Source organism: Streptomyces sp. NPDC059695 (assembly GCF_042733785.1).
Lineage (GTDB): Bacteria > Actinomycetota > Actinomycetes > Streptomycetales > Streptomycetaceae > Streptomyces.
Map to the genome: position 1 here is coordinate 56,960 of NZ_JBHWFF010000006.1, position 20,141 is coordinate 77,100.

Consider the following 20,141-nt stretch of genomic DNA (forward strand, 5'->3'; position numbering starts at 1 on the left):
GTCCCCGTTCTCGTGGCCGTCGGCGCCTGCCGACCCCCGGAGACTAGGAAGGGATCGCCGTCGACCACGTCACACCACGGTGCCGAGCGGGCCTGATACCGGGGTAGGGGGCGCGGTCAGTCCCGCCGGCGGAGGTCCAGCATGCAGAAGACCTTGTCGTGGCGGCGTTCTCCGACGGCCACGAAATCGGGCAGGCGGCCGTACTCGGTGAAGCCGAGCGACCGGTAGAGGCGCAGGGCGTGGGCGTTGTCGCCCCGGGCGTCCAGCGTGAGCACCTCGATCTCCGCCGCACGGGCGTCCGCGATCAGAGCGGCGGTCAGCGCCCGGCCGGCCCCGAGTCCCTGGGCCGCCGCGTCCACCGCGACCTTCTCCAGGTCGGCGTGGGGACGATGGGTCGGGCGGGCGTAGCGGAGCCAGTACCCCAGGCCGAGGAGCCGGCGGTCGAGGTACGCGACACGGAGGGCTCCGTCCCCGGCCCGTGCGGCGGAGACGACGTGATCGAGGAGCGCCGCCACCTCGTCCCGCGAAGGCGGCTCGACCCAGCCGAGCGCGGCCCCGCCGCGCACCAGATCCGTCAGGATCCGGTGGGCCGACTCCGCGCACCCCTCCCACAGATCCGGATCGGAGGCCAGCTCCGCCGCGTCGAGGAGTACGGGCCGGACGCCGGCTTCGTGAGGGTGCGACGGTGTCATGAGCGCCAGCCTAGCCATCGCGGGCGAGCGGGCGTGAGGAGGCGCCCGTCAGGCCCGACGCCGGCCCTTGCGGTGGGGGCGGACGAGGGAGTCGAGGGCGCCCCCCCCCGCCCCCCGGGGGGGGGGGGGGGGGGGCGCGGCCGCGGCCCCCCCCCCCCCCCACGGCGGCCCGGAGGTGCGCCGGTTCGCGGGGGGCCGTCCCGCCCGCGCACCACCAGGACAGCCGTCCCCCGTCCTCGCGCGCGTGCATGCCGAGATGGTGCTCCCCGCACAACGGCCAGGCCCGCCACAGGAGTTCGACCACGGTCTCCTGTGCGGCGTCGGCCACGGCCGCCAGGGCGTCGAGCGGGTCGCCGGCCGATTCCGGATCCAGGCAGTTGCCCTGCCACTCGCCGTTGGCCATGCCCACGTAGACGTGCTCGCCCCCGTCGTACGCGGGAAGTCCCAGCAGCCGCAGGGGGCTCTGGTCCGGCAGGGTCGCGGCGAGGTCCCGGTTGACGAGGGCGAGGGCCCCGTCCCAGAGCGGGTACGCGCCCGCCGGTACGGGACGCGGTTCGGGCGTGTCGAAGAAGGCGCACATGGGCACCATCGTGCCGCGCGCGGCACGGGGCGGACCGGTCCGGCCCCGTCTCCGGGACCGGACCGGTCGGATCACTCGCCGGAGTCGACGGTCGGCCGCCGCAGCTGTACCTCGGCACCCGTCTGCTTGAAGGACTCCGCGGACACCGGGACGAGGACCGCGTCGCGGTGGAAGTCCCGCAGGTTCGTCGAGCCGCAGCTGATCATCGTCGAGGTCAGCTTGGCGCGGGTCCGCTCGACGTTGTCGTACAGGCTGCCCGCATAGGGCACGTAACCGTCGACGCCCTCCTCGAAGACCATCTGGCCGCGCTGACCGTAGCGGGCCTCGTTCTGCGCGCGCCGCGAACCCTCGCCCCAGTACTCCTTGTACCACTGCCCGCCGATCTGCAGCTTCCGCGACGGGCTCTCGTCGAGGCGGGCGAAGTAGCGGCCGAGCATGATGAAGTCCGCCCCCATCGCCAGCGCCATCGCCATGTGCGAGTCGTTCAGCAGTCCGCCGTCGCAGCACAGCGGCACGTACACACCGGTCTCCTGGGCATAGGCGTCGCGCGCCTCGACCACGTCGAGCAGGGCCGAGGCCTGCCCGCGCCCGATGCCCTTCTGCGCCCGGGTGGTGCAGATGGCCCCGCCGCCGATGCCGACCTTCACGAACGCCGCTCCCGCGTCGGCCAGATAGCGGAACGCCCGCCCGTCGACGACGTTCCCCGCGCCCACGGGAACGTCGTCCCCGTACGTCTCGCGGGCGAACTCGACGGTCCTCGCCTGGTACACGGAGTAGCCGTCGGAGGAGTCCAGGCACAGCACGTCCGCTCCCGCCTCGACCAGCGCGGGAATCCGGTCCTTGAAGTCACGGGAGTTGATGCCCGCGCCGACGCGCAGACGCTTCTCGCCGTCCACGGTCGCCCGGTGGAACGTCTTGTGCGCCTGGTAGTCCCGCTTCAGGACGAGGGAGACGACCCGGCTGTCGTCCCCGAGCACGGGAAGGACGTCCAGATGGTGCTGCCAGATCAGCTCGTTCGCCTCGGACAGGGAGACCGTGGCCGGCGCGGTGACCAGACCGTCACGGGCCCGCATCCGGTTGCCCGCCGTCTCGTGGGAGCCGTGGCGCTCCAGGTGGAAGTCGTCGAGGCTGATGATCCCGAGGAACTCGCCCTCCGCCTCCCCGCCCCGCGTGACCACGGCCACGCCCTGCTCGGTGCCGTCCAGCAGCCGGGAGACCTCGCCGAGGGGCGTCGTCGGCGCCACGGTGACCTCGCTGGTCCGGAAGCCGGCCTTGTGCCGCTTCACGGCCAGCACGTCCGCTGCCTGGTCCTCGATCCGCTGGTTCTGGTGGATGAACGAGAGACCGCCGACCTGCGCCAGGGCCACCGCGAGCGTGGGCGACGACACCGCCTGCATGATGGCGCTCACCATGGGGGTGGCGACCCGGATCCCCGGCTCCTCGCCGACCCGGTGCCGCACCAGCGGCGCCCCGAGGTCCGTGTTCTCCGGTGTGCAGTCTTCTGTGGTCAGGCCGGGGATGAGGAGGTACTCGCTCAGCGTACGGGAGATCTCGGGAAGGATTTTCAACATCGTCTCCAGCAAGGAGCCTGCGCACCGGTCGACAACGGAACGGCGGGGCTCGTACGGGCACTGCGGATCGTTGCCTGCTGGGGGCGCACGGAGGGAAGGGGCGCTCCGGAGGTCTCGGAGCGGGCGCGCCCGGCGGGGCAGTGCTCACACGCGCGGCCGGGTCGGCAGCGAGGACACGACAGACCCGAATCCGGCGTTGCTGCACAGGCGTTGACTTCCATCACGCCATACGTGATCTTAGCGCACGGCCCGTCGGTGCCCGTCGGCGCGGGGGACGTCCGGGGCGCGCTGGGCGAGCAGCCGGAGCGCGTCGGCGGACGCGGTGTCGTCGGGGGTGTAGATCTCCAGGCGGTGGTCGGGGCTGTCCGGCTGGAGCCAGACCTGGTACGCGACGTTCACGGCACCGACGGTGGGGTGCCGCAGACGCATGTCGCCGGTGGTGCAGTCGGCGACCTCGGTCCCCGCCCACATCGCGGCGAACCGGTCGCTGCGCATGGTGAGTTCACCGATGAGACGGGCCAGGCTCGCGTCCGCCGGGAACCGTCCGGCCGTGAGGCGGAGGTAGCCGACGTGGACGCGGGCGAGCTCCTCCCAGTTGCGGTGGAGGTCCCGGGTGAGGGGGTCGAGGAAGAACATCCGGGGGACGGAGGGGCGGGTGTCCGGGTGCCCGGGCGCGGTGAAGGCGACGTGCTCGGCGACGAGTGCGTGCCCGGTCCGGTTCCAGGCGAGCACGTCCCCGCGCCGGCCCAGCAGGACCGCCGGGGTCGCCGGGGCCAGCGACCCGAGCAGGGCGAGCACGCGCGGGTGGGCGTCCTCCGGTGGGGGCTCGGCGAGGCCGGCGCGGGAGGGCTGCCGCGCGAGGTTGTGCAGGTGCGCGGTCTCCACGGCGTCGAGTTCCAGCACACGCGCGAGCGCGCCCAGGACCTGCTCGGACGCCGTCTCGGCCAGGCCCTGTTCCAGCCGGGTGTAGTAGCCGGCGCTGACCCCGGCCAGGTGGGCGAGCTCCTCGCGGCGCAGGCCCGGGACCCGGCGCCCGGTCCCGTACGTGCGCAATCCGATCCGGTCGGGGGTGACCCGGTCACGGCGGCTCTTCAAGAACGCTCCGAGGCTCTCCATGCCGTCGAGACTAGGGGGGCGCGGCCGGCGGTGGGTGTACCCGCCGGGTGTACCCACGGCGGGTGGCTGGCTGCCCTCGGCGCCGGGCCCGAGCGTGGCCGGTATGACGCAACGCTCCGCACGCCCGGCCGACACCCGGGCATGGCTCGGCCTCCTGGCCGTACTCGGTCCCGTGCTCCTGGTCTCGATGGACGGCTCCGTCCTGTTCCTCGCGATGCCCCGGGTCAGCCGGGCGCTGGCCCCCAGCGCCGATCAGGCCCTGTGGATCCTCGACGTCTACGGCTTCGCCGTGGGCTCGCTGCTCATCGCGTTCGGGAACATCGGTGACCGGTACGGCCGCCTGAGGCTCCTCATGACCGGCGCCGTTCTGTTCGGCATCGGTTCCGCGGGCGCGGCCTTCGCCCCGTCGGCGGAGCTCCTCATCGCCGCGCGTGCCGTGATGGGCCTCGCGGGAGCCACCCTCCTTCCCTCCGCGCTCGCGGTCCTCGGCGAACTCTTCGCCGACCCGAAGCGGCGGGCGCGGGCCATCGGTGTCTTCGCCGCGGCCTTCGCGGCCGGGTTCGCGATCGGACCGGTCGTCGGCGGCGTGCTGCTCGAACGCTTCTGGTGGGGATCGGTGTTCCTGGTCAACCTCCCCGTCATCGCCGTGTTCCTGTGCGTCGCACCCGGCCTGCTCCGCGAAGTGCGCGCGACCCGCCCCGGACGCGTGGACGTCGTCAGCGTGGTCACCTCGGCGAGCGGTCTGCTCCTCGCGGTCTACGGGCTCAAGCACACCGCGGCAGAGGGGGCGACGGCTTCCGCGGTGCTCGCCGGAGTCGCCGGTGCCGCCCTCCTGACCTGGTTCGGCGTCAGCCAACGGCGCCTCGACCACCCGCTGATCGACTTCTCGCTCTTCCGCGATCGGGTCTTCACCGTCGCCGTCATCACCGGACTGCTGCCCCTCGCCGCGTGGTCGGCCGTCGCCTACCTGGCCGGTGTCTACCTGCAGTCGGTCCTCGGCCTCCCCGTACTCCGCGCCGCGCTGCTCGCGCTGCCGGGAGCCGTCGTCCTGACGGTGACGTGCGTCGTGACACCGGCGCTGGTGGACCGCGTCGGCACCCGCGCCGCGCTGCTCGCCTGCCACTTCTCGATCGCGACGGGACTGCTGCTGCTCCTGCCGGCCGCCGCCACCGGCGGCACGGGCTGGTACGTCGCCTCGACGGCGGTCGCGGGGGTCGGCTACGGCATCTCCTTCGCCGTCGTCGCCGACACCGCCGTCGGAGCGGTGCCGCCGGAGCGGGCGGGCTCGGCCGGTGCCCTCGCCGAGACCGGCAACGAGATCGGCAACGCCCTCGGCATCGCCCTGCTCGGCTCGCTCGCGGCCGTCCTCTTCCGCCTCCACGGCCCCGGCCTCGCCCCGACACTGGACGAGACCCTGCGCGTGCCCGGCCTCGCGGAGGCGGCGGCGTCCGACGCAAGGTCCGCCTTCGTCACGGGCCTGCGGGTGGCCGCCGCTGCGGCCGCCGCGCTGCACGTGGCCCTCGGCCTGGCCGCCCTCCGGTGGCTCCCCCGGCAGGAGAGGCACTGGCCGACGCGGTGAAGATCGGGAAGGATCGCCCCCATGGTTTCGGTTTTGCAGAATGTGGCGATCGACTGTGCGGACGCCTACGAGCTGGCTCGCTTCTGGAGCGGCGTGACGGGCCGTCCGATGGATCCGGAGGACAGACCGGGCGCGCACGAGACCCAGGTCCTCCTCGCGGAGGGCCCGGTGCTGTACTTCAACCAGGTGCCCGAGGCCAAGACGACGAAGAACCGGCTGCACCTGTGCCTGCGCCCCGAGACCTCCCGCGACGAGGAGGTGCGGCGCCTGCTGGACCTCGGCGCCGCCTTCGTCGCCGACCACAGGAACGCCGACGGCTCGGGCTGGGCGGTCCTCGCCGACCCCGAGGGCAACGAGTTCTGCGTCCTGCGCAGCGAGTCCGACCGGGCCGCCGCGGCGTCCTGACGGGCGCGGCGGCCCGGGCCCCGGGTCAGCCGGTGTGCAGCACCCGGAAGACGGAGGGGGCCGACGGGTCCCGGTCGGCGACCTGGACCGGAGCCCAGGTCCACTGCCAGAGGTCGATGCCCGGCGTACGGGAGAACCGGATCGGACCGCGGGTGCCCTCGGCCGTCACGTGCGGCCAGGCCGCGGCGATCGCCGCCCGGTCCGTGCCGTGGGAACGGAGCAGCGCGGCGAGGACGGCGACGGTGTCCCAGCCCTCCAGGGCGACGAAGGAGGGTGCCTCGCCCAGCCGTTCGCGGAGCTCCTCGCGTACCCGCTCGCCGAGCGGACCGAGGCGCTCCGGGAGGTAGCGCAGGAACGGGATCCCGGCGCCGTCCTCGCCCAGTGCCTCGGCCCACCCGGCGAACTCCGGCTGCCCGGCCGGGGCGCCGATCAGCAGGCCGGCGAGCCGCCGGTCGCCCCGGACGGCACGGACGACCGGCACGGCCGGTTCCGGGCTGCCGACCAGGAGGAGAAGCGCCGTCACGTCGTGCTCGACGAGGGCGTCGCACAGGGCCTCGGGGGTGAGCGCGGTCGCGTCGAGCTCGACGACGGAGCCGCCCCGGGGCGCGAGGCGGTCCCGCAGCAGGCGGGTCCCGGTCGCCCAGTAGACGCTCGGCTGGGTCGCCACGGCGATCCGGTCCCGGCCCGTGGCGAGGAGGAAGTCCGCGTAGATCCGCCAGCCGCGTGACTGGGCCGGCGCCACGCGCGCGACCCACTCCGCCGGCTCCTCGACGAGCGCGTCGAGCACGGCGGACGAGCAGAGGAACGGCACGCCGAGGGCGTCGGCCCGGGTGGCGACGGCGCGGGCGACGACGCTGTGGTACTCGCCCACCACGGCGGCCACGCCCAGGCCGGCCAGTTCGTCCACGGCCGCCGCGGCCCGCTCCGGATCGGCCGCGGTGTCCCGGACGACCAGCTCCAGAGGCCGGCCGTCGATCCCGCCCGCGTCGTTGACCTCGTCCACGGCCAGCGTGAGCCCCGCGAGGAGGTGCCGGCCCGCCTCGACCCAGCCGGGGCGCGTGAGCGGGACGAGTGCGCCCAGGCGGAGGGGCGAGCGGTCCGGGTGCGCTCCGGAGGGGGAGGGCGGCGTGCTCATCGGAGGGTGTCTCCCTGGGACGGTGAGGGTGGGAAGGGCCCGGAGGGCGTGGCGGCCGCCCGCAGTGCGGGGGAGGCGGTGAACAGGGCGTGCACGGCCCCGCGTACCTGCGCGGCGACGGCCTCGGGCGACGAGGCGTCGAGCTTGCCGTCGAGGTGCAGGAACGCCAGCCCGTGGACGAGGGCCCAGACGCTGGTCGGGAGGGCCCCCGACGCGTCGGCGCCGGGGAACGCGTCGCGGACGATGCCCTGGACGTACTCCGTGATGACGGCGGTCGCGGCGACGCGCTCCTCGCTGGTCGGGTCGCAGGGTTCCGCGAACATCGCCCGGAACAGGGCGGGGTGGTCGAGCGCGAATCGCACGTACACGACGGCGACCGCGGCCAGGTCGTCCGGCGTGGCGGGCGCGGGGTGGGCGGCGGTCAGGTGCCCGGCGAGCTCGCGGTACCCCTCGGCGGCGACGGCGGAGACGAGGGCGTCACGGTCCGCGTAGTGGCGGTAGGGGGCCGTGGCGGACACGCCGGCCCGCCGGGCGACCGCGCGCAGCGAGAGTCCGGCGCTGCCGTCCTCCTTCAGGAGTTCCCGCGCCGCGCGCAGGCAGGCGGCGCGCAGATCACCGTGATGGTACGTACCGGTTTGCGACATAGCTCACACTCTTCGATGTGTGCGTTGCTTACATGGGCCCTTATGTTTGTGGTGCACACATCGTAGACGAGAGAGATCGGGAGAGGGAACCGGGATGACCAGCGAGCTGTTCTCGGCACTGCCCCTGCCCTCCGGGCAGGTGCTGAACAACCGGATCGCCAAGGCGGCCATGGAGGAGAACATGGCCCGTGACGGCCAGCTCCCCGACCGGCGGCTGCACACCCTGTACCGGCGCTGGGCCGCCGGCGGCACGGGACTGCTGATCACCGGCAACGTGATGGTGCACGCCGAGGCGCTGACCGGCCCCGGCGGCGTCGTCCTCGACGAGCACGCGCCCCTGGAGCCGTTCGCCGCGTGGGCCGAGGCCGGGAAGTCCGGCGGCGGCGCGATCTGGATGCAGATCAACCATCCCGGCCGGCAGGTGGCCTCCGACATGCCCGGCGTCGTCTGGGGCCCGTCCGACATCGGCGTCGACCTGGGCCGGCACAGCGGCCGCTTCGGCCGCCCGACCGCCATGACCCCGCGCCAGATCGAGGACACCGTCGAGCGGTTCGCCGTCACGGCCCGCCGCGCCGAGGAGGCGGGCTTCGACGGCGTCGAGGTGCACGCCGCGCACGGCTACCTCCTGTCGCAGTTCCTCTCGCCCCTGGTCAACACGCGCACCGACCGGTGGGGCGGCTCGCTGGAGAACCGGGCCCGGATGCTCCTCGACGTGGTCCGCGCCGTCCGCGCGGCCGTCTCGCCCGCCTTCGCCGTCGCGGTGAAGCTGAACTCCGCCGACTTCCAGCGCGGGGGCTTCGACGCCGACGACGCGCGCCAGGTGATCGGGATGCTCGCACCCCTCGGCGTCGACCTGGTCGAACTGTCCGGCGGCAGCTACGAGAGCCCGGCCATGGCCGGGCGCCCCGCCGACGACCGCACCACGGCCCGCGAGGCCTACTTCCTCCACCTGGCCGAGGAACTGGTGGGGACGAGCCCCGTCCCGCTCATGCTCACGGGCGGCATCACACGGCGCGCCACGGCCGAGAAGGTCCTCGACAGCGGCGTCGCCGTCGTCGGGATGGGCACCGCCCTCGCCGTCACCCCCGACCTGCCGGACCGCTGGAGGAACGGCCGCGAGGCCGACCGGCCGATGGCGCCGGTCACCTGGTCGGACAAGACCCTCGCCGCGGCCGCCGGCATGGCGAAGGTCCGCCACCAGATGCGCCGGCTCGCCCGCGGCGTGGACCCCAGGCCCGGTACGCACCCGGCGGTCGCGCTCGTCTCGGAGCACCGGAAGCAGCGCGTGGCCCTGCGCGGCTACCGCGCCTGGCTGTCCACCGGCCGCCGAGCGGGAACTTCCCGGTCCTCGCGCGCGTTCCGGAGGCGACCTGATCGTTCTGACGTGTGACACGGCGGCGGTGCGCCGCCGTCGGGGGAAGTGAGCAGCCGATGGCCATGGTGGGCCTGTTCTGGATCGCCGAGGGCGACGTGTACGTGGGGGCCAAGCCGACCGGTTCGGCGCCCGGGATACGACTGAGCCCGGACGGCGTGGTGGCCCTGGGAGACGGGCAGTCCGGCCTCCACCTCTGGGAGGACGTGCGCGCCCTGACCGTGGCGGACGTGCCCGTGAAGTCCCTGAAGCGGCAGGTCGGCGCGGTCGCGGACGTGGCCCTGGACGTCGTCATGAACCTGGGGATGACCCTGGGACCGGGCCTGTCGGGCGAGGCGCCGCCGCTCATGACGGTGGACCTGGAGGCACACGACGGCACGTACGAGCTCAAGGTCCATGTCGCCGCCGCCGTCGGCTACTCCCCGGCGGAGGCCGAGCTCTCCCGCGCCCTCCTGTCCCGTCTCACGGAGGGCGCGGCCACGATGGCCACGACCCTGGCGGCGATGTCGGAGTGGGGCCGCACGGCGGAGGGCGCGACACCCCGCGCGGCGCAGCGGGAGGAGCTGCTGCGACGGTGGGTGGGCTAGAGCCCCTCCGGCGGATCCGTACGGCACGGGTCGCGGTGGCGGCGCGGTTCCCGGGAGGGGCGCCGACCTGTCCACATCGGGTTGCGCTCCCCCCACAGGCGGGGACCATGGAATCAAGAACGGGGATCCGACGCCCCTCGAAGGCGCCCCGCACGCGCCCCGCGTGCGGGCGGATCAGCCGGAGAGCTGTGCGGTCGGCCCCGTCCCGCCCCGCAGCCGATACGGTCGGCATCGACCGCACTCCCCTCAGGAGGCGCCATGACCGTACCCGACGATCCGCTCGGATACTGGACCGGTCGGCTGCTCCGGCTCGGCGTCGGCATCTCGCCCGAGGAGGCCCGGAAGTTCGTGCACGCGCTGTACGCGAAGGCCCAGTCCGACCTCGACGCCGAGCGGGCCGAGGCCGACTTCGAACGGGAGGAGTGAGCCCGGGCGAATGCCGTCGTGGACCTGGTGAGGAACGGAGCTCCGCATGACCGAGACGGAAGCGTGGGGGGACGACGTCTACCAGCCCGACGGCAGCGAGGTCCAGGACGACGCGGGTGTACTGGACTACGAGGACACCCTCGAAGGACCGCTCGGCGATCCTCTCGACGCGGGGTACTCGCCGCCCGAACGGCCCCTCGGTGCCGAGCGCGCGGGTGTGACCGCGGCCGAACGGCAACGGGGCGAAACCCTCGACGAGCGCCTGGCGGAGGAGGAACCCGAGCCCGCCGCCCCCGACGGCGACGGTCTCGGCGACACGACGGACACCGACGGCGAGCTCCTGGACGACCAGGTCGGCGCACGGCGCGCGGGACGCCTGATGTCCGAGGACGAGGGGACGCGCGGCGTCACCTCGGAACTGAACGCCCGGGACCTCGGCGTCGACGGCGGCGCGGCATCCGCCGAGGAAGCGGCGATGCACATCATCGACGAGGAGTGACGCCTCGCCCCGCCCGGTGCGGGTGACCGCCGGCGGGACGCCTCAGCCCGGCCCCGGACCGCGCACCGCCAGGAGCGCCGCGCCGATGTCCGCCACCGCCCGCGGATCGGAGAGCGAGCGGCCCGTCAGCTCCTCCACGCGCCGCAGCCGGTAACGGACGGTGTTGGGGTGGACGAACAGGCTCCGCGCCGCGTCACCAGCCGAGCCCGCGGCGGCGAACCAGTGCTCCAGGGTGCGCAGGAGCCGGGACCGCTCCGCGACCGGAAGGTCGAGCACCGGCCGCAGCACCACCTCCAGCAGGTGCGCGGCCTCCGCGGGCGCCGCGGCGACGACCATGGCCAGCGGGTTGTCGTCGAAGCGTGCCACGCCGGGTCCCGCGCCTTCGAGGCCCGCGAGGGCGAGGCGCGCGAAGCGCAGGGCCTGGGGCGTGTCCCGCAAGGAGTGGAACCGCGGACTGAAGCCCACCCGGGCGCGGGTCCGGCGGAGGATGCGCAGACAGGCCGTCTCCGCGGACGCCGTCGGCAGGGCGATCAGGGCGAGCTGCTGGTCCGGCAGGAGTCTCCACGCGGAGGGCAGGTTCGCCCGGCGCAGCGCCGCCTCCGCCCCGGTGAGCGGCTCCTCGCCGGGCGTGCCCGCCTTCGCCGCCGCGACGGCGTACGGGCCGTGCTCGGGCAGCTCCAGCTCGCGGGCGGTCTCCCACAGCGTGCGGTCGGTGACGATGCCGGTGAACAGCGCCTCCACCAGGGCGGAGCGCCTGGCCTGCCCCTGTGAGGTGAGTTCGGCCGCCGCCTCGCGGTAGGCCACCGCCACCGACTCGGCGTACAGGCCGGACAGCGCCCAGAACTCGGTCGACTCCGACAGCAGGAGATCGTCGGAGACCTCGGGGCGCGCACGGGCCTCGGTCAGGATCTCGGTCCACAGGAACTGGGAGCCGATCCGGTACGCGTGCAGGGTGTCCGCCAGCGGAACGCCCTGCTCCGCGCGGAGCCGCCCGGTCTCACGGGCCGAGCTCGCGTCGGGAGCGCCCCCGACGCGGAGGTGCGTGAGGATGAGGTCCGCGTTGGCGGTGCAGGAACGGCGCAGCGACTCCAGGGGGATCAGCGACTCGTCCTCGTACGCCTCGACGTTCGCGCGGATCCGCAGCGCCATGCGCTCGCCCAGTTCCGGCAGCCTCGCCAGCAGCGCCGCAGCCACACCCGAAAGGATCATCGACGCAGCCTAACGCCCTCGGATGGTGAGCGGGAACAATCCGGGACGCCCCGCGTTGTCGCTGCGGCCATAGGCCGCGGGCGCATGCCCCTGCAAGATGTCGACGATGTAAACATCCGGTGATTCCGTGTAACGGAGGCGGGGCATGGCCAATCTGGCAGGGTTTCTCGTGGAGACGGCCGGGCGGCAGCCCGAGCGGCCCGCACTGCGCCTGGGGGAGCAGGCCATCACGTACGCGGAGCTGGACGAGCGCAGTGCCCGCGCCGCCGCCCTGCTGAGGTCCGAGGGGGTGCGCCCCGGAGACCGGGTCGCGCTGATGCTGCCCAACGTCCCCGAGTTCGTCGTGCTGTACTACGGCGCCCTGCGCGCCGGAGCGGTCGTCGTCCCGATGAACCCGCTCCTGAAGACCCGGGAGACCGAGTTCCACCTCACCGACTCCGGCGCCGTGGTGCTGTTCGAGTGGCACCAGGCCCCGGGCGAGGGCGCCGAGGGCGCGGCCGCGGCGGGAGTGCGGCACGCGGTGGTCGAACCCGCCGCGTTCGCCGCCGCGCTGGCCCGGCACGAGCCGTCGGCCGAGGTCGCCGACACGGCCGACGACGACATGGCCGTCCTGCTGTACACCTCCGGCACCACCGGCCGCCCCAAGGGCGCCGTCCTCACCCACGCGGGGCTGCGGCACAACACCGAGGTCAACACCGTCGAGATCCAGCGGATGACGCCGGACGACGTCGTGGTGGGCTGCCTGCCGCTGTTCCACATCTTCGGACAGATCTGCACCATGAGCGCGGCCGTCCGCAGCGGCGCCTCGCTCGTCCTCGTCCCGCGCTTCGAGCCGGGAGCCGTCCTGGAGGCCGTCGCCCGCGAGCGGGCCACCGTCTTCGAGGGCGTCCCCACCATGTACGCGGCGCTGCTCCAGCACCCCTCGGACGCCGACGTGTCGACGCTGCGGATGTGCATCTCCGGCGGGGCCTCGCTGCCGGTGGAGATCCTGCACGGCTTCGAGCGGCGCTTCGGCTGCCCCGTGCTGGAGGGCTTCGGCATGTCCGAGACCAGCCCGGTGGTCACCTTCAACCACCCCGAGCGGCCGCGCAAGGCCGGCTCGATCGGCACCCCGATCCGGGACGTCGAGGTGCGGCTGCTCGACGACGAGGGCCAGGACGTGGCCCCCGGAGCGATCGGCGAACTGGCCGTCCGGGGACCGAACGTCATGAAGGGGTACTGGAACCGCCCGGAGGAGACCGAGGCGGCGATCCCCGACGGCTGGCTGCGCACCGGCGACCTCGCCCGGGCCGACGACGAGGGCTATCTGTACGTCGTCGACCGCAAGAAGGACATGGTCATCCGCGGCGGCTACAACGTCTACCCGCGTGAGGTCGAGGAGGTCCTCCACGAGCACCCGGCCGTCGCCCTCGCCGCCGTGGTGGGCGTCCCGCACCCCGAGCTGGGCGAGGAGGTCGCGGCCGCGGTCGTGCTGCGTCCCGGTGCCGAGACCACCCCCGACGAGCTGCGCGCGTACGTCAGGGAACGCGTGGCGGCCTACAAGTACCCGCGCCGGGTGTGGTTCGTGGACCGGCTGCCGCTGGGACCGAGCGGAAAGATCCTCAAGAGGGAGATCACCGTACCGGCCGGCTGACCCGGGTCAGTACGGGGTGGCCGCGTTCTGCTCCGCCCACCGCCGCTCGGCGTCGGAGCCGCCCGGCGGGGGCACGAGCCCGTTGATCATCCAGAGCTCCTCGCTGGTCTCGTCGACGTGGAACTCCCAGTGGAGCCCGGCGTGCCGTTCGAGGTACGGCTGCACCATCCGCCTGATCCAGCGGGCCGTCGTGCGCCTGCTGTCCTCGTCGGGATTGTGCCGGGCGATGTGGTCGATGCTGATCCGGACCCCGACGGGGGCGGGCTCTCCGCCGACGTAGAAGTCCTCGGGCCGGGTCTCCCGGAACAGGGTGACCACGTAGAAGCGGGGCAGGCCGGCCTTCTCGTAGTGGTCGGCGACGGACGAGGCGAACCGGTGCTTCTCGTCGTCGGAGAAGACTCCGGGGGTGTGGTGAACGGTCCACAGGGGCATGGTGGTTCGTGTCTCCTTCGTGCGGGCTCAGCCGGCGGCCGAGAAGGTCAGGTCTTCCACGGGGCCGGAGAGGGCGGACTTGACGGCGACGCTGACGTCGTCGGCGAGCACCTCCGTGTGCCCCGCCTCCAGCCCGTCGGCGATCCGCGCGGCCACGTCGGCGGGCTTCGCCTTGCTCCGGTCGAGGGCGGCGACCATGTCGGTGTCGATGAAGCCGGCGTGCACGCCGACGACCTGCGTGTGCTGCGGCGCCAGTTCGAGCCGGAGCGAATTCGTGAGGGACCACGCCGCCGCCTTGGAGGCCCCGTAGGCTCCGCTGCCGGCGAGCCAGGACAGTACGGAGTGCATGTTCACCAGGGCCCCTCCGCCGTTCGCGGCGAGCACCGGTGCGAACGCCCGCGCCACCCGCAGCGGTCCGAAGACGTTGACGTCGAACGTCTCGGCGGCCTGCTCGGCGTCGCCCGTGAGCAGCGGCCCGGGCAGGAGGATCCCGGCGTTGTTGAACACGACCTCGGCGTCGTCGGCGAGCTTCGCGAGCGCGGCGACCGACGCGGCCGCACGCACGTCGAGCGGGACCGTCACCACGCGCGGGCGCTCGTCCGTGTACGGCGAGCGGGAGGTGGCGTACACCTTGCCCGCCCCGCGTGCCAGCACCTCGTCCACGAGGGCGGCGCCCAGCCCCCGCCGCCCTCCGGTCACCACGACCACCCTGCCCGCCAACGCGACCATGACACTCACTCCTCATCTGGCTAACGACTTCGTTAGTCAGATGCAAGCACGCCAGGGCTGAGTAACGCAAGCATTAGTTACAATGGGCGCGTGACGATGAGGTTCGAGAAGAGGCTGAGCGACCGGGACGCGTGGTCGATCGGGGACGGGTGCTCGGCCGGCCGGGTGCTCGACCTCCTGAGCACCCGGACGGTCTTCATGGTCGTGCGGGAGTGCTTCTACGGCACGACGAGGTTCGAGGACTTCGTGACCAGGATCGGCAGCTCCGCGCCCTCGGTCTCCCGCGCCCTCAAGCAGCTGGAGACGGCCGGGGTCGTGGCCCGCACCCCCTACCGGGAGCCCGGGCAGCGGGCGCGCGACGAGTACCGCCTGACGCGGGCCGGAGAGGACCTGCTGCCGGTCTTCCTCTCGCTGGTCCGGTGGGGCGACGCGTACCTCCAGGACGGCCGTCCGCCCCTGGCGTTCGTCGACGCGGACACCGGCCTCCCGCTGAGCGTCCGCGTCACCGCCGACCCCGCGCCGGACCCCTCGTCCGACGACATCGAGATCCGCCTGCACCCCGACCGGAACCGCGCCTGACGCTCGCCCGGGGCAGCCGCACGCGCCTCAGTCCGTCCGCTTCCCGCCGTTGAGGTGGAGCGAGCGCAGGGCCGCTTCCAGGGCGAACCGGTGGTCCGGGTCCAGGAGCCGGTCGCCGAAGTGGGCGTCCAGGTTCCGCAGCCGGTAGCGGACCGTCTGGGCGTGCACGCCCAGCATCTCGCCGACCTGTTCGGCGGGGGCGCGCGTGGAGACGTGGACGCGCAGGGTCTCGATCAGCCGCTCGCGCCGGGTGCCGGACAGCTCGTCCAGCGGGGCCAGCTCACGCGCGGCGAGATGCGCCGTGAGGGCGGGGTCGGACAGCAGCCACAACGTTGTCAGGTGCTCCTCGCAGCGCACGAGGGGGGCGTCCGCCACGACGCCTTCGTCGATGAGCTGCAGGACGCGCCGCGCCCAGCGGACGGAGTGCGCGGCCTGCGCCGGCGGAACGGTCAGACCGACGACGGCGTGGGTCCCGGCCAGGGCCGATTCGAGCATCACGCGCCGCTGCGGGGTGAGCGGGCCGGGGATCAGCAGGTGCGGCTGGGGGAGGGTCAGGTCGGCCAGCACGTCCCGGTCGAGTCCCGCCTGGACGAGCTCGGCGACGGGTGGGCGCAGGGCCACCAGGGTGCACTCGGAGGGGAGCTGCCAGGACGCCTCCTCGCACAGCTCGGCGATCGTCGCCCGGGGCAGCGGGGGACCCGCGACGACGAGGTGGAGTAACTGTCTCCTCCGCGCCGCCACGTCGGACACGGCGCGCGCCTGGGCCATGACGTAGCCCTCGCGCGACAGGGCTTCCAGCTCCTCGACGTAGGCGAAGAGGGCGTCGGCGAAGGCGAGGATCAGGGTGGGGGAGAGGTTGTAGGTGCGGCCGATGCTCTTGGCCCGGCGCAGCGCGATGCGCGCCCCGAGGCGGTAGGCACCCTGGAGGCAGCCCAGGTCGCGGCCCTCGTAGGCCTCCACGCGCCCGAACTTCCGCAGCAGTTCGTCCCGCAGGGCCGACGTCGCCCCCGGGACGGCGACCCGCTCCACGAAGGCAGCCAGGGCCTGTTCCACGCCCTGGCGGATCGCGTCCGAGTGCGGTCCGTTGAAGAGGTGCGCGTAGACGGGGTAGGTCCGCTGGACCTCCATGCCGATCTCTTTGATGAGCCCCGGGATCTCCGGCCTCATCAGGTCGGCGAACTCCCTCGGAAGTGGGTCGAGCGGCTCGCCGATGTTCGGTGACTGTGCGATTGCGGGCATGGACCGATCCCTTGCTCTCCTGCGCGACCGGTGGGGAGCGGCGGTGCGGCGCCCTCCCTGGGTGGTGGGCGCCGCCATGGCCGTCAGGTGCGTACCAACGGGGACTGCTGAAGCTAAATCAACTGCTGTGTGCTGTACACAACTTGCGCAAGAGTTGGTGTGCGCGGAGGCCCGTGGGCCGCCGACTAGGCCGGGAATCGACCCTGGGTGGCCGTTACCTGACGGCCGAGTGCCAGTTCCGGGAGAGGACCTTGCCGGCGTCGGGCGCGACGACCCCGGGGGCGTACAGGCCGGTCAGGTAGGTCTGGGTGTTGTCGAGGGTGAGGCTGTTCCGGCCGGCGGCGGAGGGCAGTCCGGTCTTGAGGTTGACCGCGCCGTTGACCAGCCCGAGCCCGAGGCCGCAGCCGCTGGCGCCGGGGACGGCGAAGGTGGTGTCGACCTGGGTGGAGCCGAGGATGTTGAGGCGGCTCATGTCGCCCTCCTCGTTCGCGGAGCCGTCGCCGTTGTAGCGCTCGACGGAGAAGTCGGGCGAGGTCTTGTTGTTCGGGCGCAGGATGATCGGGTTGGCCTTCGTCCCGATGTAGCAGTTGCTCCCGAGGAACGGGTTCTCCAGGTGGATGCGGACCGGGATGGCCACGATCGGCATGTCGGTGAGGACGCCCGCGATCTGGTCGAAGTCCGACGGCGTGCCGACCGACTCCATGGTGGCGGTGATCTTGTTGAGCTTGGCGTCGGACAGCTGCCGGCAGATGTCGGTGATGAACGGGATGTCGCTCGGGCACATCAGCCCGAGCAGGCCGCCGGGGACGGTGGCGGAGTCCGCGATGAGCGAGCCGGCGGGCGGGGCGACGACCGAGCTGGTGCCGTCGGCGTTCTGGATGACGCCGATCTGGAGGTTCGTCCTCCCCGTGATGACGGTCGTGTTCCCGAGCTTGATGGCCCCGGAGGCCGAGCTGGAGGAGACGCACTGCGGCGCCTGGTCGAGCCCGTCCGTGGCGAGCATCGCCGGGGCGTCGACCGGACAGCGGTCGAACGGAGCCCACCCGCCGTTCAGCTGGGGAGTGGCGGCGGTCGCCGTGCCGAGGGAGGCGAAGGCGCCGAGCGCGGTCAGTGCGGAGAGGGTGGCGAGTCTCGTGCGGGAGGAGGCGAGGGACATGGCGGATGCCTTCCTGGGAGAGGAGGAGGTGGGGTGGATCAGCGCTCGGGCTTGGGGACCACGTACGGCTGGAGGTCCTCGGTGCACTGGGGATCGTCGGTGGGCACTTGGTTGAGCACGGTGCAGGTCTGACCCTGCATCTGCTTGAGGTAGTTGCCGGAGCCGGAGATGGAGGCGGTGAGGAGCCGGTCGAGGTTCTCCCCGCCCTTGGTGCCGCAGCCCTTGAACGCGGGGATGGTCACCTCGCCCGTCAGGGGGCCGCCGGTGGTCAGCTGGTAGCCCTGGGCGTTGCCTCCGACCGGGATGTATCCCCTGCCCAGCATCACCAGGTGCTTCCCGGGGTACCGGGCGGGTTCGGGCTCGGGTGAGCTGAGCGAGGTCTCCGTGCGGCAGGAGGGGCCCACGTCCAGGGTGACGCCGTTGACCTCGACGTCGAGGACGCGTAGGACGAGGGGGGCCCGGACCGTGTTGTCCAGGTAGTTGTCACCGGTGGCGAAGATGGCGCGGAACAGCGTGCCGATCGTGATGGGACCCGTCTGCTCCAGGACCATGGTCGCCGTGACCGGCGCGAATCCGAAGGTCAGGAGGGTGGAGGTGAACGGCGGGGTCTGCTGGCGCCCCTGGTAGGAGAGCTGGGCCGTCGACGGGGTGAAGAACTGGAACTCGCCGTCCGGCACGGGGGTGGAGGGCGGCTCCGGCAGGCCCTGCTCGATCAGCAGACAGGACAACGGGATGAGCGAGGCTCCGTTCAGCTTCCTCACGTTGGAGTAGCCGGTGATGTACGCCGAGAGCGACACCGGGGTCGGGTTCTCGGTGATGCAGGGCGGGGCGGTCGGCCGGGGCTTGGGAGCGCCGGGTGTGGCCTCCGCCGCCCGTCCGCGGTCCGGCTGCCGTGGGCCGATCGGGTCCTTCGGAGCCTGCTTCCCGGTCCTCTCGGGGGTCCCCGGCCTCGCCGGTGCCGGGCGGTTCGACGGGAGCGGGGGCAGCGGACCGACCGTGGCGGAACCGGACGGCGAAGGAGAGGCCGGGGACGGCGAAGGCGTGCCGGGTTCCCCGGTGGGCAGGTCGGCACCGACCGGAACGGTGGCGAGCACCGTACGCCCCTCCGCGTCCCGGCCGGGTACGCAGGCGACGGAGAGGGACGCGGGGGTGGTGGCCGCGCCGTCGGACGTGCTCGGGGCCAGATCGATCCCCAGGCCCTGGGCGGTGAGCGTCAGACCGCCCGCCTCGGCCGCCGTCAGGGAGGGCACGTCACCGGTCGTGGTGAGCACGAGGGGCCCTTCGGCGGGGACGGCGACGGGCTCCGCCGTACCGCTCCAGGTGACCTCCGCGCGCTGCTCCTTCTGGGACACCCCGACCGCGAGCCGTGTCTCGGCCCGGACGGTGGAGGCCTTGAGCGCGGTGAGTTCGGCCACGGCCGCCGCGGGCAGCTCCACCGTCGTGGTGACGTCGGTGGGCCGGATCTCCTCACCCACGGCGACCCGTTCGGGGAAGACCGCCGTGATGCGCACCGTCGCGGACTGCTGCCCCGAGGGCAGGGTGCAGACGTAGGGCAGCGCGGCGTCGACCTTCAGCGTCCCGACGGCGACGGCCGCGGCCGGAAGCAGAGGGGCGAGCGCCACGAACGCGGCGATCGTCGCGCCGCGCGCGCGGACGCGGGAGGGTCGAGGGGTGGGCCGTGGGCCTCTCATCTGGTGCTCCGCTCGGGTCGTTCGCGAACGCGGGAGGGTGTGTCTCGCCGGTGTGGCGGGACCTACGGGTGGGAGCCGACGACGGTCGGGACGCTGCCGGTGCCGGCCGCCCTGACCAGGTAGTCGCCCCTGAGGGTCGGCCGGGCGCCGAGCGGGGCGAGATCGCCGCAGTTGACCGACTCGACGACGGTGAGCTCGCCGTCGGTGGACGCGACGGCCAGCTTGCCCGTGGCGTTGGCGTAGGTGACGGAGGCGTCGCCCCTCACCCGGAAGACGCAGGCACCGAGGGTGGTCCGGAAGTCGACGCCGCCGAGGTGGCCCGTGGTCGTGGAGGTCGATGCGCCGTAGTCGTGCGCCACGACGCTCCACGGAGCCGACGCGGGCATGCTGGGACTTCCCAGCACGCTGGTGCAGGGTGTCCCGGGCGCACCGAAGACGACCGAGGTGAGGGAGCCCACGGCGGCCGGGTTTCCCGTGGCGCTCCGCAGGGTGCCCGAGGCGGTCGACTTCGAGCACGTCATGATGAAGCCGTTGAGGACGAGCGTCACGTGCCCGGTGCCGGTCGCGGAGACGGCGGCCGGCGACCCGCTCACCGTCCAGACCGTCGAGGGCGACGCCGTGGCCGGGACCGCCGCGAGGACGGCCGAGGCCGCGGCCGCGCCGGCGGCGGTGGCGAGTTTCGCTGTCGGCTTCTTCATGGCCCGGGAGGTCTCCTTGGGGACGGGCGGCGAGCGGGAACGCGGACAGGCCGCGGGGGGGGCGCGCGGGGGGGCGGGGGCGCGCCGCGGGCGGGGGGGGGGGGGCGGGGGCTCATACGAGAAGGAGCGCCTGTGCGGGGTCTGCGCAACCAGAGGGGATGAGCGGGCT

Annotated in this window: 21 protein-coding genes; 8 read left to right on the forward strand and 13 right to left on the reverse strand. The window is 73.4% G+C overall.

Features of this window, described 5'->3' with window-relative positions:
* Positions 1–116: 116 nt before the first annotated feature.
* The 4 genes from ACFV2S_RS09675 to ACFV2S_RS09690 all read right to left on the reverse strand — a co-directional run bounded on the left by ACFV2S_RS09675 (position 117) and on the right by ACFV2S_RS09690 (position 3,959).
* Positions 117–692 carry a GNAT family N-acetyltransferase gene (locus ACFV2S_RS09675; RefSeq protein ID WP_385555855.1) on the reverse strand — a complete coding sequence of 192 codons (576 nt, stop codon included), beginning with the start codon at positions 690–692 and terminating at the stop codon, positions 117–119.
* Between the two features lie 10 nt (positions 693–702).
* On the reverse strand, positions 703–1,272 hold the full coding sequence (locus ACFV2S_RS09680; RefSeq protein WP_385555857.1) for a hypothetical protein: 570 nt from the start codon (positions 1,270–1,272) through the stop codon (positions 703–705).
* 71 nt (positions 1,273–1,343) lie between these two features.
* Positions 1,344–2,843, reverse strand: a complete 1,500-nt coding sequence (locus tag ACFV2S_RS09685) for an IMP dehydrogenase (protein WP_385555859.1) — start codon at positions 2,841–2,843, stop codon at positions 1,344–1,346.
* Positions 2,844–3,080: 237 nt separating this feature from the next.
* Positions 3,081–3,959, reverse strand: a complete 879-nt coding sequence (locus ACFV2S_RS09690; RefSeq protein ID WP_385555860.1) for a helix-turn-helix transcriptional regulator — start codon at positions 3,957–3,959, stop codon at positions 3,081–3,083.
* A 103-nt stretch (positions 3,960–4,062) separates the two neighbouring features.
* On the opposite strand from ACFV2S_RS09690, the gene ACFV2S_RS09695 reads away from it, so the two are divergent.
* Complete coding sequence (locus ACFV2S_RS09695; RefSeq protein ID WP_385555862.1) at positions 4,063–5,538, forward strand: MFS transporter; 1,476 nt, start codon at positions 4,063–4,065, stop codon at positions 5,536–5,538.
* Positions 5,539–5,559: 21 nt separating this feature from the next.
* Entirely contained in the window at positions 5,560–5,943 is a 384-nt protein-coding gene (locus ACFV2S_RS09700; protein ID WP_385555864.1) for a VOC family protein, read from the forward strand.
* Positions 5,944–5,968: 25 nt separating this feature from the next.
* Here the strand turns inward: ACFV2S_RS09700 and ACFV2S_RS09705 are convergent, their stop codons facing one another.
* Positions 5,969–7,078 carry an ABC transporter substrate-binding protein gene (locus ACFV2S_RS09705; protein ID WP_385555865.1) on the reverse strand — a complete coding sequence of 370 codons (1,110 nt, stop codon included), beginning with the start codon at positions 7,076–7,078 and terminating at the stop codon, positions 5,969–5,971.
* Positions 7,075–7,722: a TetR/AcrR family transcriptional regulator gene (locus ACFV2S_RS09710; protein WP_385555867.1), complete on the reverse strand. Its 648-nt coding sequence runs from the start codon at positions 7,720–7,722 to the stop codon at positions 7,075–7,077. Before ACFV2S_RS09710 ends, ACFV2S_RS09705 begins: the two co-directional genes overlap by 4 nt.
* Before the next feature lie 94 nt (positions 7,723–7,816).
* Here ACFV2S_RS09710 and ACFV2S_RS09715 point away from each other — a divergent pair, with 94 nt between their 5' ends.
* The 4 genes from ACFV2S_RS09715 to ACFV2S_RS09730 all read left to right on the forward strand — a co-directional run bounded on the left by ACFV2S_RS09715 (position 7,817) and on the right by ACFV2S_RS09730 (position 10,606).
* Complete coding sequence (locus ACFV2S_RS09715) at positions 7,817–9,112, forward strand: NADH:flavin oxidoreductase/NADH oxidase family protein (protein WP_385555869.1); 1,296 nt, start codon at positions 7,817–7,819, stop codon at positions 9,110–9,112.
* A 41-nt stretch (positions 9,113–9,153) separates the two neighbouring features.
* The gene (locus tag ACFV2S_RS09720; RefSeq protein WP_385555871.1) at positions 9,154–9,681 is read left to right on the forward strand and encodes a hypothetical protein; all 528 of its coding nucleotides are present in this window, start codon (positions 9,154–9,156) and stop codon (positions 9,679–9,681) included.
* A gap of 258 nt (positions 9,682–9,939) precedes the next feature.
* A complete protein-coding gene (locus ACFV2S_RS09725) occupies positions 9,940–10,107 on the forward strand; it encodes a hypothetical protein (protein ID WP_361392196.1) in 168 nt (55 codons plus the stop codon).
* A 46-nt stretch (positions 10,108–10,153) separates the two neighbouring features.
* On the forward strand, positions 10,154–10,606 hold the full coding sequence (locus tag ACFV2S_RS09730) for a DUF5709 domain-containing protein (RefSeq protein ID WP_385555873.1): 453 nt from the start codon (positions 10,154–10,156) through the stop codon (positions 10,604–10,606).
* A gap of 42 nt (positions 10,607–10,648) precedes the next feature.
* Here ACFV2S_RS09730 and ACFV2S_RS09735 read toward each other — a convergent pair whose 3' ends face one another.
* Positions 10,649–11,800, reverse strand: coding sequence for a PucR family transcriptional regulator (locus ACFV2S_RS09735; RefSeq protein WP_385556245.1), 1,152 nt, complete (start codon positions 11,798–11,800; stop codon positions 10,649–10,651).
* Positions 11,801–11,960: 160 nt separating this feature from the next.
* Here ACFV2S_RS09735 and ACFV2S_RS09740 point away from each other — a divergent pair, with 160 nt between their 5' ends.
* Positions 11,961–13,448, forward strand: coding sequence for a long-chain fatty acid--CoA ligase (locus ACFV2S_RS09740; RefSeq protein ID WP_385555875.1), 1,488 nt, complete (start codon positions 11,961–11,963; stop codon positions 13,446–13,448).
* Between the two features lie 6 nt (positions 13,449–13,454).
* On the opposite strand, the gene ACFV2S_RS09745 is transcribed toward ACFV2S_RS09740, so the two are convergent.
* A complete protein-coding gene (locus tag ACFV2S_RS09745; RefSeq protein WP_383797737.1) occupies positions 13,455–13,880 on the reverse strand; it encodes a tautomerase family protein in 426 nt (141 codons plus the stop codon).
* A 27-nt stretch (positions 13,881–13,907) separates the two neighbouring features.
* A complete protein-coding gene (locus ACFV2S_RS09750) occupies positions 13,908–14,609 on the reverse strand; it encodes an SDR family oxidoreductase (protein ID WP_385555877.1) in 702 nt (233 codons plus the stop codon).
* 96 nt (positions 14,610–14,705) lie between these two features.
* Here ACFV2S_RS09750 and ACFV2S_RS09755 point away from each other — a divergent pair, with 96 nt between their 5' ends.
* A complete protein-coding gene (locus ACFV2S_RS09755) occupies positions 14,706–15,188 on the forward strand; it encodes a winged helix-turn-helix transcriptional regulator (protein WP_385556247.1) in 483 nt (160 codons plus the stop codon).
* Positions 15,189–15,215: 27 nt separating this feature from the next.
* On the opposite strand, the gene ACFV2S_RS09760 is transcribed toward ACFV2S_RS09755, so the two are convergent.
* From ACFV2S_RS09760 to ACFV2S_RS09775, 4 genes are all read right to left on the reverse strand, one after another.
* On the reverse strand, positions 15,216–16,427 hold the full coding sequence (locus tag ACFV2S_RS09760) for a helix-turn-helix domain-containing protein (RefSeq protein WP_385555879.1): 1,212 nt from the start codon (positions 16,425–16,427) through the stop codon (positions 15,216–15,218).
* 214 nt (positions 16,428–16,641) lie between these two features.
* Positions 16,642–17,583, reverse strand: coding sequence for a hypothetical protein (locus ACFV2S_RS09765; protein ID WP_385555881.1), 942 nt, complete (start codon positions 17,581–17,583; stop codon positions 16,642–16,644).
* Between the two features lie 38 nt (positions 17,584–17,621).
* A complete protein-coding gene (locus ACFV2S_RS09770) occupies positions 17,622–19,274 on the reverse strand; it encodes a DUF6801 domain-containing protein (protein WP_385555883.1) in 1,653 nt (550 codons plus the stop codon).
* A gap of 62 nt (positions 19,275–19,336) precedes the next feature.
* On the reverse strand, positions 19,337–19,972 hold the full coding sequence (locus ACFV2S_RS09775) for a hypothetical protein (RefSeq protein WP_385555885.1): 636 nt from the start codon (positions 19,970–19,972) through the stop codon (positions 19,337–19,339).
* Positions 19,973–20,141 lie beyond the last annotated feature (169 nt).

Bases quoted from the DNA above. Each gene is read 5' to 3' on its own strand.
- ACFV2S_RS09680 (WP_385555857.1), bottom strand. From the start codon at position 1,272: ATGTGCGCCTTCTTCGACACGCCCGAACCGCGTCCCGTACCGGCGGGC.
- ACFV2S_RS09690 (WP_385555860.1), bottom strand. From the start codon at position 3,959: ATGGAGAGCCTCGGAGCGTTCTTGAAGAGCCGCCGTGACCGGGTCACC.
- ACFV2S_RS09700 (WP_385555864.1), top strand. From the start codon at position 5,560: ATGGTTTCGGTTTTGCAGAATGTGGCGATCGACTGTGCGGACGCCTAC.
- ACFV2S_RS09725 (WP_361392196.1), top strand. From the start codon at position 9,940: ATGACCGTACCCGACGATCCGCTCGGATACTGGACCGGTCGGCTGCTC.
- ACFV2S_RS09695 (WP_385555862.1), top strand. From the start codon at position 4,063: ATGACGCAACGCTCCGCACGCCCGGCCGACACCCGGGCATGGCTCGGC.
- ACFV2S_RS09715 (WP_385555869.1), top strand. From the start codon at position 7,817: ATGACCAGCGAGCTGTTCTCGGCACTGCCCCTGCCCTCCGGGCAGGTG.
- ACFV2S_RS09705 (WP_385555865.1), bottom strand. From the start codon at position 7,078: ATGAGCACGCCGCCCTCCCCCTCCGGAGCGCACCCGGACCGCTCGCCC.
- ACFV2S_RS09710 (WP_385555867.1), bottom strand. From the start codon at position 7,722: ATGTCGCAAACCGGTACGTACCATCACGGTGATCTGCGCGCCGCCTGC.
- ACFV2S_RS09730 (WP_385555873.1), top strand. From the start codon at position 10,154: ATGACCGAGACGGAAGCGTGGGGGGACGACGTCTACCAGCCCGACGGC.
- ACFV2S_RS09740 (WP_385555875.1), top strand. From the start codon at position 11,961: ATGGCCAATCTGGCAGGGTTTCTCGTGGAGACGGCCGGGCGGCAGCCC.
- ACFV2S_RS09755 (WP_385556247.1), top strand. From the start codon at position 14,706: ATGAGGTTCGAGAAGAGGCTGAGCGACCGGGACGCGTGGTCGATCGGG.
- ACFV2S_RS09720 (WP_385555871.1), top strand. From the start codon at position 9,154: ATGGCCATGGTGGGCCTGTTCTGGATCGCCGAGGGCGACGTGTACGTG.
- ACFV2S_RS09750 (WP_385555877.1), bottom strand. From the start codon at position 14,609: ATGGTCGCGTTGGCGGGCAGGGTGGTCGTGGTGACCGGAGGGCGGCGG.
- ACFV2S_RS09685 (WP_385555859.1), bottom strand. From the start codon at position 2,843: ATGTTGAAAATCCTTCCCGAGATCTCCCGTACGCTGAGCGAGTACCTC.
- ACFV2S_RS09770 (WP_385555883.1), bottom strand. From the start codon at position 19,274: ATGAGAGGCCCACGGCCCACCCCTCGACCCTCCCGCGTCCGCGCGCGC.
- ACFV2S_RS09765 (WP_385555881.1), bottom strand. From the start codon at position 17,583: ATGTCCCTCGCCTCCTCCCGCACGAGACTCGCCACCCTCTCCGCACTG.
- ACFV2S_RS09775 (WP_385555885.1), bottom strand. From the start codon at position 19,972: ATGAAGAAGCCGACAGCGAAACTCGCCACCGCCGCCGGCGCGGCCGCG.
- ACFV2S_RS09745 (WP_383797737.1), bottom strand. From the start codon at position 13,880: ATGCCCCTGTGGACCGTTCACCACACCCCCGGAGTCTTCTCCGACGAC.
- ACFV2S_RS09760 (WP_385555879.1), bottom strand. From the start codon at position 16,427: ATGCCCGCAATCGCACAGTCACCGAACATCGGCGAGCCGCTCGACCCA.
- ACFV2S_RS09675 (WP_385555855.1), bottom strand. From the start codon at position 692: ATGACACCGTCGCACCCTCACGAAGCCGGCGTCCGGCCCGTACTCCTC.